Source organism: Chitinophagaceae bacterium (assembly GCA_030053935.1).
GTDB lineage: Bacteria > Bacteroidota > Bacteroidia > Cytophagales > JASGCU01 > JASGCU01.
Map to the genome: position 1 here is coordinate 17915 of JASGCU010000021.1, position 11578 is coordinate 29492.

The window sequence follows — 11578 nt, forward strand, 5'->3', positions numbered from 1 at the left end:
TTCTATTATAAAAAGAAGTATCGGGAGTATTACCTAAATTTTATTTATATAAAATCTAATAAATATTTACATTTAAATTAGATAATTTTTTCACCTAAATTATTTTCATTTTCAAAATATATTTGTAATTATTATGATATGCTTTATGTAAATAATAGGTTTAATTTATTTTATAATTTTTAAATTTTTAATTTTATTTTAATGGTAGTAGTAATGAAAAAAAGTGTTTTATTGTTTTATGGGTTATGTATCATGCTTACCTTTGATACATATTCCCAAACTCTACAAAAGAAAACCTTTGCGGGCTTTTCTTTTGAGGGAGTAAAAACAGGATCTCATGGATTTGTAGATATAGACAATGACGGAGACCTGGATTTAGTTATTGCAGGGGATAGTTCTAAAAGCAGAAACTTTTCTCTTTATATAAATGAAAGAGGGACAGGTTTTTCTGATTTTTGGGCGAGTTCTACAGTAACAGGAGCACAAAGAAAAGTAAATGATGCAACAAGAGATGTAGCACTTATACCGAATTACGCTGATAGTATCGCAAGGGCTTTTATTGCTTCGGATAGTGTTATCAAGAGTAATAATCCCACTCAGAAGGTGGTGCTTGCCTCGGAGGCAACAAGAATCTATGGATATCTTGAGGATCCATCTATTAGTAATTCCGTAAACTCGTTCTTTAATTTAGATACTTTAAGGAATAGATATTCAAGAGATAGTAATATAGTTGCTATTGAAAATGATATACATTTCTATGAAAGGAGTGCTCTTATAAGACAGAACACTATTATAGATAGCATCAACAGTAGTACTTTATCACCTTTGTTTACAGATGGATTTCAAAATGCTTCGGTGTTTTTGGGAGATATAGAGAATGATGGATATGTAGACCTCGTAGTTTTAGGAAGTGCTCCTAATGGACTACGAGTATATAAAAATAATAATGGAATCTTAGAGAAAAATAGTTATGGTTTATTACCTGATAATTTAAATCTCCCTACTGATGATAATGTTGTAGCCGCTCCTATTATCAATGCCAATTTTGGAGATTATGATAATGATGGGGATTTAGATGGCTTTGTTAACTGGTCTGCGTCTCTCTTAGGTGTTTCAAAAAAAATAGAATCAGATATATATCAGAATAGAGGGATAGGTAATAGTCCAAAAGTAATAAAAAGTATACAACCAAAGCTTGGCGAAGGGTCTAATAGCATAGGAGATTATGATAATGATGGTTTTATAGATTATTTTTTAGCAGGCAAGGATTCATTAGGAAATTTACAAGCAAATCTGTACCAAAATGTAAATAATGATGTTTATGTCGCTATTGATACTGTTGTTGGTGATTCCATTTTTTATATGGGGAACCAAGTAGTCAATGATACTATCATCATAAATGCAGGATACAGAAAATTCCAAGCTGAAGGTGGTCGTCCTCTCACTATACATAATAATTCTATTGATAGTCTACGTACATATAATGATACCGTTATCTTTGTTGATACTACTGTATTTCGTGGTTTCCAACAAAAACAGAGTTTAGTAGGTTATTTTAATGGAACGAGTCAATTTATAGATGTAGATAATGATGGAGATTTAGATCTTTTTACAGCAGGACAAACAAGAACTTCTACTATGGCACGACTTTATTATAATGAGGATGGTTTTTTGAAAGAAAATTCAGATTCTACTTCCTTTATGGGAGTAAAAAATGCAGTAAGTGCTTATGGAGATTATGATAATGACGGAGATTTAGATATATTTTTAGCAGGCATAACGGCAGGCAGTAGTAATTTTTCTGCGATATATAAGAATACAGATGGAAAATTTTCTTCTACTTATACATTCTTAAGGAATACCCTCAAAGTAGAAAGTGCAAGCTTTGTTGATACAGATAAAGATAATGATTTAGATATTTTTGTTACAGGTACAGCAAACGGAGAAGGAGTATCAGAATTATATGTAAATAATAATACTACTCCAAATGTAAAACCCACAACCCCTACAGGATTAAAATCAGTAGTAATTGATTCTAATAAAGTATTTTTCACATGGAATCTTTCTACAGATACGAAAACTCCAACATTAGGCATTACTTATAATATATACGTTGGAAGTAGTGCTACTCTTAATAGAGATAGCATTCGTAATTCCCATTCCATAACAACATCAGGACCAAATAATGGATTTAGAAAAATAAATAAACTAGGAGATATACGAGATAATCTGTACTCTATAGAAAATCTAAATCCAGGGGTTTATGTATGGAATGTTCAAGCAATAGACGGATCTTTAGCAGCAAGTACATGGGCATTAGAACAAACTTTTACTATTACAAGATCCAGAAAACAATATCCCAATATTGCATTTACTACTCCGGATATAACAAAGTTTGTGACAGATGCTCCTTTTACCTTATCCACAACAAACAGCAGCACTCTTCCCATTAGTTCTATTTCTTATTCTATAGCCGATCCACAAATAGCAACTATTAACGGAGCTACAGTAACCCCTAAAAAGGCAGGGATTACTCGTATTACTGCATTAATAGCAGAAACATCTAACTATTACGGATCTCTTGCTTTTGCATCTTTAGAGATAAGAAAAAGTACACAGACCATCAGTTTTGGAGTATTAGCAAATAAAACCTTTGGGGAAGATCCTTTTGTTTTACAAGCAACGTCTTCTGTTAGCCTGCCTGTTGTATTTTCTGCATCCTCTTCTTTGGTAACTATAAATAGTAATACAGTAACTATAAACGGATCTGGAACGGTGAGTATTACAGCATATAATAGTGGAGATAATAATTATCTTGAAGCATCTACTTCACAAATACTTACCATAGATGATGCAATAAATAATCCCAATAAAACCACACCAACTCTTACTTTTTCTGATGTTCCTCATCTTACCATAGGAAATATATATACACTTGTAGCTACTTCTAATAGTCCCGTTGCTATAATTTTTACATCATCAGATACGAATAAGCTAAGTATAGTAGGAAATACTGCTACCGCCAAAATGAGAGGAATTGTATCCATTACCGCAGCACAGGGAGGGAACAACCAGTTTAATTCCATCTCTGTGACTCAGAGCATAGTAATAATAGATCCTACCATACCCATACCGAACCTTACTTTTTCTGCTATTCCTAATATTACTATAGGGCAAAATTATAATCTGATAGCTACTTCTAATAGCTCCGTTGTTATAACTTTCACCACGAGTAATACCAAAATAGCAACTGTAAGTGGAAATATTCTCACCGGAGTAGGAACAGGCACAGCTATCATTACTGCAGTTCAAAATGGAAATGAAATGTTTAATGCTGCCAGCTCTCTACAAAATGTCACAGTAGTAAGTACAGGAACATCTACACAACAACCCCTTACTTCTATATCTAAAGAAAATAAAGATATAGCAATATATCCAAATCCTTCTTCTCACTTTATATCCATACATGCTGGTAAAGCAGGAAATGGTGTAAAAACATATAGTTTAGTAAATATAAAAGGGGAAGAGGTATTGAAAGGAATCTTTACTGTATCTACAAGTGTAGATGTGAGATATCAAAAAACAGGAACGTATCTGCTCACAATAGTGGATGCTGAAGGAAATATATTACAGCAATCACATGTAATTATTTCTCAATAACAGTTTTTGTTTTTTTTATTATATGAAAAAGCCCGTAGATTTATTATTCTACGGGTTTTTTCATTTTAAAATAACATGTTGTAAAATATGTGTATTACAAACGAACAAGGATTAGAAAGCTAATTGGTTTTTATTTTCTTAAGATTGGAATACAAATATTCTAAAAAAATGTCATATTTTTTTTCTTTCTCAAATAAAAGCATAAACTGATAGAGTTCTTCTCTGCCTGTTTTGTATTTTCCGATTTTACATTTTGCATTCGATTTTGCTAATATATAATCTATCAAAATATGAGAATGCGTACTGATATGAAGTAGATAATCAAATTTTGTGTTTATGAAATTATGTAGTTCCTTTATATGGGGATTTCCCCAAAAAGAAATATCTCGAGATTGAAAGAATGGAATATTGGGATATTTTTTTTTTTTGTTTTTAGAACTTACAAAAGCTAAGATACTTACTTGCTTTTGGTCTTCTTTTAATATTTGTATAAAATTCTCTACAATTGCATATTCTTCGGGGATATATTCAAAAATTATGCCTATATCTTTTGCTTCCGAATAATCTACGAAATGGTTTTTTTTTTTTTTAATTTGTTTTTTTATCAGTAACCGTAAAAGAAAATGAATATGAAACATTGTGTAAATATATTAAAATATACAAATATTATTTAAAATTAAAATCCCACAAAACGATATTCCAATCATCTGTGGCATCTGTAAAACGGTGAATTGTTTGAAATCCAATTTTTTCATGTGCTTTTAAAGAACGTATATTTTTGAGGGATATCTCTGTAATACAAAAATCAAATAGAGCATTATACATTTCTTTGTGTTTTTTATACATATTTTCAAATACTCCTGTTCCTCTATAATTTTTATCAACACATATTTGACCTATGGCATAGTACTTATAGGTATTAACAGGCTTGTCTTTATAGGAGAGTGTATTAATTATTTGAAACATCGGTTTCAATACAGGAATAAAATTTTCAAACAGAGGGAGCATAACCAGAGCATACCCTATAACTTCATTGTCATCTTTTGCTATAATTTGATGGGCACTGTTCATCATTGCTTTTAGAATATCAAAACTATGTTCCACTGTAACAAACCCTTCTGTTTTTATTGTTTGTGCATCTACGTTTTTTTTTAGATTTTGAGATTGTAATTGTAAAACAGAATGTATTTCTTCTTCTTGAGTTATAGTAGTATAGTATACCATTTGAAAATAGTATGGTTTAGGATATTTTAGTATATATTATATTGAGGTTATATTTTTTTGTGTTTTTCTCTTACTTGATCTATTCTAATATTTATAATTTCAAAAAATAAACCAAAAGCTATAACCACGTACACATAAGATTTAGGAACTTCTACATGGAATGCTTCTATCACTAAAAGAAACCCAATAATTGTGAGAAAATTAAGCGCTAATGCTTCTAAAGATGGATACTTATGAATAAAATTACTTACATATTTAGAAAATTTTACCATAAGGAACATAGATATAGTAACAGCTATTACCATAAGTATGAGTTCTTTTGTAAGCCCAACTGCTGTGAGTATAGAGTCAAAAGAGAACACTATATCTAATAATATAATATTAATAATAGCATTGGTAATCGAATTTTTGCTACTTTTTTCTACTAATATGTTACTCTCTTCTTGGTTATGATTATACGATAGTTTTTTATGGATTTCATGGAGACTCTTATAGGTCAAAAACAATCCTCCTCCTAATAATATAAGGTCTCTTAAGGTTACCTCAAAAAAACCTACTTCTCCTATATGAGGTATGATTAAAATAGGTTCTAATTGTTGTGTTATCCACGTTGCACAGGTTAAAAGTACCATTCTTACCAATAACGCTATACCAAGTCCAATAATTCTTACTTGCTCTCTTTGGTGGGTATTTTTAATTTTATTTGTAACGATAGAAATAAAAAGGATATTATCTATTCCTAATACTATTTCCATAAACGTAAGCATTATAAGTGCTATCCACGATTCAATATTGAGAAAAATTTCTAAATTTAAGCCCATGTGATTTTAATAAAAAAATAAAAATGATATTTAAGATGTTTTTAATGCTTCTGCTCCACCCACTATTTCTAATATTTCTTTTGTTATGGATGCCTGTCTTGTTCTATTATACATTATTTTTAGGACTTTTAAAAGCTCACCTGCGTTTTCTGTTGCTTTTTCCATAGCTGTCATTCTGGCCCCGTGTTCTGATGCTATTGATTCTAATACACTTTTATAAATCTGTGTTTCTATAAGTTTTATAATAAGATTATTAAATATATATTGTTTGTTAGGTTCAAAAATATAATCGGTATGCGTAGTTTGTTTAGGGAAGAGAGTATCTGTAGGGATGGGAAAAATGTTTTCTATTTTTACTGTTTGTGAGCTTGCGTTTTTAAATTCGTTAAACACTAAATGTATTGCATCATATTGTTTATTTTGAAAACTCTGTATCAAAAAAACAGATAATGCCTTTATATTTGAAAAAGAAATCCCTTGTAGTAATTGGGTATAATCGGTATTTATATCTATTTTCCGTTTTTTAAAATATTCAACAGATTTTTTTCCTATGGTTATAAGGGTAATTTGTTTTTTATGGTGCTGGTCTGAATAATTTGTTTGTAATAGATTTATAACTGATTTGAACAAAAAATTATTAAAGGGTCCGCAGAGTCCTTTATCAGAGGATATTACTACTATTGCTATTTTTTCTTTATTTCTTTTTTCGCTATATGGAACTTGTATTCCGTCGGTGTTATGGTAGTATACTTCTTGGGTAGTTGTTAATAATTTTTGATAATAGGTGCGAAATTGGGAAAGGGAGTCAGAAGATTTTTTAAACTTTGCAGCTGATACCATTTTCATTGCTTTTGTTATCTGCTGAGTAGAAATTACTGATTGAATTCTATTTTTTATTTCTTTGAGATTTGCCATTTTCTAATAAGTTACCGATTTACATAAATTACATAGGATAATAAAAAATTATGATACGGTAATAGATTGGGCAACTTGTGTAAGTATTTCTGTAATATTGTCATCGAGTTTTCCTTCGCGTATAAGTTCTAAAATATTTTTATGTTTGAAAACAAGTGTTTCTAAAAAACGTTTTTGAAATTCTATTACTTTTTCTACAGGTATTTTATCTAAAAGTCCTTTTGTGGAAACGAAAATAATTGCTACTTGTTGTTCTACAGGCATAGGGGAATACTGTGGTTGTTTTAGAATTTCTTGATTTTTTCTTCCTCTATCTATGGTAAGTTTTGTTACAGCATCTAAATCGGATCCAAATTTAGCAAACCCTTCTAGTTCTCTATATTGTGCTTGGTCTAATTTGAGGGTTCCAGCTACTTTTTTCATAGATTTTATTTGTGCAGAGCTTCCTACACGAGAAACAGATATACCTACGTTGATGGCGGGACGGACACCTGAATTAAATAAATTTGTTTCTAAGAATATTTGTCCATCGGTTATAGATATTACGTTGGTAGGAATATAGGCAGATACGTCCCCGGCTTGTGTTTCAATTATTGGAAGAGCGGTAAGTGATCCGTTTCCTTTCACTAAGTGTTTTATAGATGGGGGGATATCATTCATTTTTTGGGCGATACTATCATTTTTATTTATTTTCGCAGCTCTTTCTAATAATCTGCTGTGGAGATAGAATACGTCTCCGGGATATGCTTCTCTACCCGGCGGTCTTCTGAGTAATAAAGATACTTCTCTATAAGCTGTTGCTTGTTTAGATAAATCATCGTATACTACTAATGCAGGTCTTCCCGTATCTCTAAAAAATTCCCCAATGGCGGCACCAGTGAATGCTGAAAAATACTGCATAGAAGCGGATTCGGATGATGAGGAGGCTACTATAATGGTATATTTCATGGCTCCTACTTTTTCTAATGTGTTATAGATAGAGGCTACGGTAGAAAATTTTTGTCCTATTGCTACGTAAATACAATAGACAGGTACCCCCTTGTCATAAAATTCTTTTTGGTTTATGATAGTATCTATAGCAACAGATGTTTTTCCGGTTTGTCTATCGCCAATAATAAGTTCTCTTTGCCCTCTTCCAATAGGAATCATAGAATCTATTGCTTTTATTCCTGTTTGAAGTGCTTCATTTACGGGTTGTCTATATATTACTCCTGGGGCTTTTCGTTCTATTGGCATTTCGTAGAGTTGTCCTTGTATTTCTCCTTTTCCGTCTATAGGATGCCCTATAGCATTCAAAATTCTTCCACACATGCCTTCTCCTGCTTTGATAGAAGCAGTTTTTTTTAATCTTTTTACAATGTCCCCTTCTTTTATTCCTTGTGTTTTTCCTAAAATGACAGCTCCTACATTATCTTCTTCCAAATTCAAGGCGATTCCTTGTGTCCCATTTTGAAATTCTAACATCTCCCCTGCTTCTACTTGTGATATTCCGTATATCCTTGCAACCCCGTCTCCTACTTGTAATATCTTTCCTATCTCTTCTAACTCACTTTCTATTCGAAAATGTAATAATTGTTCTTTTATGAGAGAACTTACCTCGTCAGGTCTTATTGTATTCATCTGATTCCTTTATAATAGTATTTTTTTAATTCTAAACAACGTTTTTATAAAATTTGCTTTGTATGATTTTTTGTATCCACATCAGTAATAATTTTTTCTATATATCCTTTTGCATCTATTACAAAAGTGGTTCTTATAGTGCCAATATGTGTTACTCCGAATAATTTCTTCTCGCCCCATACACTATATTTTTCATGAATTATTTTATCCCCATCGCATATAAGGGTAAAAGGTATATTATATTTTTGAATAAACTTCTTATGGGAAACTTCATCATCGGGGCTTATTCCTAATATTATATATCCTTCTTTTTCTATATGTAAATAATTATCTCTAAGGTTACATGCCTGGTTTGTACAACCTGGTGTATCATCTTTTGGATAAAAATAGAGTATTACTTTTTTCCCTCTTAAACTACTGAGAGATATTGTATTGCCATTTTGGTCTTTACCCGTAAAATCAGGGGCTAATTCTCCTATTTTCAATTGCATATATTTTCTATTGGTATATTTTATTTATACTTAATTCCATTTGAATTTACAAAATTCTTGTGTGTAAATATTGGTAACTACACAAAAATATATATTTAATTTTCTGAAATTATTTTAATTTGAGTGTATTTTGAATGTAATAATATAATTTTACATTATATTAAAAATATAATATTATTAGTTCTTTATTCCAATATTTAAAATAATACCGTAATTATGCAATTATTTTTTTAAATATTTTGTTTTTAACACAAAAACATTTTTTTATGAAGTTTTTTATGTTATTTTTAATAATGATTACTCTCCGAAAAATCACTTTTGGCACCTTTATAATTTTGTAACTCTTTGATTTCCAATAATTTTAAAACTCCATATCTCTGTAAAAAAGCTTTCAGAGCAGATTCAAATAAAACTGTGGATTATTTAGAATATCAAGAAGCAATATCAGAATCCAAAGCCAAACAAGAAGATATTGATGAACTGGCAAGAGAAGTAAATAAAAAATGGTGGGAGAAAAATCAATAGAGATTCGTTTCATGGCAAAAAAGAAAATTTTTAATACGTAATACTTAGTTTTAATACAATATTTTATAAATGAAAAATTTAAGCATACAGGAAAGAGAATTTTTAATGGAATGTTTAGCCAACGGCTCAACTATTCCCGAAGATTTTAGAGAGAAACTGTTTCCAACTACACATAAAGAATACGAACTACGCTACGCAGGAAAAATGCGTAAAGAAGATATTTTAGCCGACCAAGATGGAACTTTTGCTGTGCCTTTGCAAGTAGAAAAAATATACAACGGAGAAAGAGAAAAGTTTAAAGACGATTGGAGAAATATGCTCGTTTTTGGAGATAACTTACAATTCCTAAAAACCCTATATAAAAACGAAGACCCACTCATCAAAGACAAAGTTAAAGGGAAAGTAAAACTTATTTATATTGATCCACCTTTTGCAACGGAGTCAGATTTTAAAACTAATTCAGGAGGTTTAGCTTATACTGACAAAGCAAAAGGTTCAGAGTTTATTGAATTTATTAGAAAGAGACTAATTGTTGCAAAAGAAATTCTTGCAGAAAATGGTGCAATAATAGTTCATTTAGATTCCAAAATGTGTCATTATCTTAAAATTGTTTTAGATGAAGTATTTCAAAAAAATAATTTCAAAAATCAAATTATTTGGCATTACAGAAGATGGACAGCTGGTAGTAATAATTTTCAAAATATGCACGATACTTTGTTGTTTTACTCCAAGTCAGATTTACATAAACTAAATAAGATTGAAATTACTCCAACAAAAAGCAAATTAGATGCAATTAACAGAGGTTATCATACTAATGTTATTAAAAGTGGTGGAAAAAAAATATCTCAACTGTTAGTATATGATGAAGATAAATATAATAAATTAGTAATAGATAAAAAATTAGACATTTCAAAATATGATAAAATTGTATATGTAAACACAAAAGATGTAATTGCTCCTGATGTGTGGACAGATATTAATTTTATAAATTCTCAAGCAAATGAAAGACTTGATTATCCAACTCAAAAACCAGAAGAATTAATTGAAAGAATAATCAAAGCTAACACAAATGAAAACGACATTGTTTTAGATTTCTTTGGAGGTAGCGGGACAACTTGTGCAGTTGCCGAAAAATTGGGAAGAAGATGGATAAGTTGTGATATTGGTAAATTTAGTTTTTATACCCAACAAAAAAGACTTTTAACCATACAAGAAAGTAAAGATTTAGATAATTCAAAACAAAAATACGAGAAACTTGCTAAAACTTTTGTAACCGTAAATACAGGTATTTACGACCTCAAAAAAATGCAAGAACTCAACCAAGACAAATATATTGAGTTTGTATTGCAATTATTTGAAGTTACACCGAAGAAACAAACTAAAAAAGGATTTGCATTTCACGGAGAACGAAAAGACGGTTATCCTGTTTTAGTTTGGGATTATTGGAATAATAAAGAAAGTAATTTAGATAGTTTCTTTTTAGAAAAATTACACCAGATTTTAGGAAAAAGTATTTCCAAAAGAGTTTACATTATCGCACCCGCAAACGCAGTAGATTTTATTAGTGATTTTCACGAATTGGATGACGTTCGGTATTATTTTCTAAAAATACCCTATCAAATTATAAAAGAATTACACTCCAAAGATTTTGCTAAAATCCGACAGCCAAAAAGCAAAAACAAAGTCAATGATTTAGATAATGCAATTGGGTTTCATTTTAGTTTGCAACCAGATGTAGAAGCTCTTTTTGAAAACGATAAAATTATAATCAAAAAATTTACTTCAAACTTTAGAGAAGAGGAAACCAACAAAGAATTAGAAAATTTTGAAAGTTTGAGTATGGTGGTTATAGACAGAGATTTTAACAACAAAGATTTTATGATGTCTGATTGTGTTTTTAGTGAAGAAATGGAAAGTGTGCAAAACACACTTCAAATTTCTTTAGAAAATGCTGGTGATTTAATCTGTGTTATTTTTATTGATATTTATGGAAATGAATTTAAGCAAACCTTTAAAACAAATAAGTTATGATAATAGAACGAACCAAGGAAGCCATTACAATTAAAATTTCTTCAAAAATTAAAACAGAAACTATTCAAAATATTGTAGATTATTTAGAATATCTTGAGGCAATTTCAAATTCAAAGGCAAAACAAGAAGATATTGATGAATTGGCAAAGGAAATAAACAATAAATGGTGGAAAGAGAATAGAAGTAAATTCATCAAATGAAAGTTATTGTAGATACAAACATTGTATTTAGTTCATTATTAAAAAATGAAAATCAATTTTCGGATATAATTTTTAATTCTGATTTAATTAC

Annotated in this window: 9 protein-coding genes; 3 read left to right on the plus strand and 6 right to left on the minus strand. The window is 30.0% G+C overall.

From position 1 onward, the window contains the following. Positions 1-252: 252 nt before the first annotated feature. On the plus strand, positions 253-3660 hold the full coding sequence (locus QM536_03840) for a T9SS type A sorting domain-containing protein (protein MDI9356143.1): 3408 nt from the start codon (positions 253-255) through the stop codon (positions 3658-3660). Positions 3661-3779: 119 nt separating this feature from the next. Here QM536_03840 and QM536_03845 read toward each other — a convergent pair whose 3' ends face one another. From QM536_03845 to bcp, 6 genes are read right to left on the minus strand one after another with little or no spacing between them, the layout of a single operon-like run. Continuing rightward, on the minus strand, positions 3780-4298 hold the full coding sequence (locus QM536_03845) for a hypothetical protein (protein MDI9356144.1): 519 nt from the start codon (positions 4296-4298) through the stop codon (positions 3780-3782). Between the two features lie 28 nt (positions 4299-4326). After that, positions 4327-4884: a GNAT family N-acetyltransferase gene (locus QM536_03850; protein MDI9356145.1), complete on the minus strand. Its 558-nt coding sequence runs from the start codon at positions 4882-4884 to the stop codon at positions 4327-4329. Positions 4885-4931: 47 nt separating this feature from the next. Beyond that, on the minus strand, positions 4932-5705 hold the full coding sequence (locus QM536_03855; GenBank protein ID MDI9356146.1) for a TerC family protein: 774 nt from the start codon (positions 5703-5705) through the stop codon (positions 4932-4934). Positions 5706-5735: 30 nt separating this feature from the next. Continuing rightward, positions 5736-6620, minus strand: a complete 885-nt coding sequence (atpG, locus tag QM536_03860) for an ATP synthase F1 subunit gamma (protein ID MDI9356147.1) — start codon at positions 6618-6620, stop codon at positions 5736-5738. Between the two features lie 48 nt (positions 6621-6668). After that, on the minus strand, positions 6669-8240 hold the full coding sequence (gene atpA, locus QM536_03865; protein ID MDI9356148.1) for a F0F1 ATP synthase subunit alpha: 1572 nt from the start codon (positions 8238-8240) through the stop codon (positions 6669-6671). Between the two features lie 44 nt (positions 8241-8284). Beyond that, positions 8285-8731, minus strand: a complete 447-nt coding sequence (gene bcp / locus QM536_03870; protein MDI9356149.1) for a thioredoxin-dependent thiol peroxidase — start codon at positions 8729-8731, stop codon at positions 8285-8287. Between the two features lie 594 nt (positions 8732-9325). On the opposite strand from bcp, the gene QM536_03875 reads away from it, so the two are divergent. Together QM536_03875 and QM536_03880 are read left to right on the plus strand one after the other, a co-directional pair. Then, the gene (locus tag QM536_03875; GenBank protein ID MDI9356150.1) at positions 9326-11287 is read left to right on the plus strand and encodes a site-specific DNA-methyltransferase; all 1962 of its coding nucleotides are present in this window, start codon (positions 9326-9328) and stop codon (positions 11285-11287) included. Next, positions 11284-11487 carry a hypothetical protein gene (locus QM536_03880; protein ID MDI9356151.1) on the plus strand — a complete coding sequence of 68 codons (204 nt, stop codon included), beginning with the start codon at positions 11284-11286 and terminating at the stop codon, positions 11485-11487. The genes QM536_03875 and QM536_03880 overlap by 4 nt, the downstream gene beginning before the upstream one ends. Positions 11488-11578 lie beyond the last annotated feature (91 nt).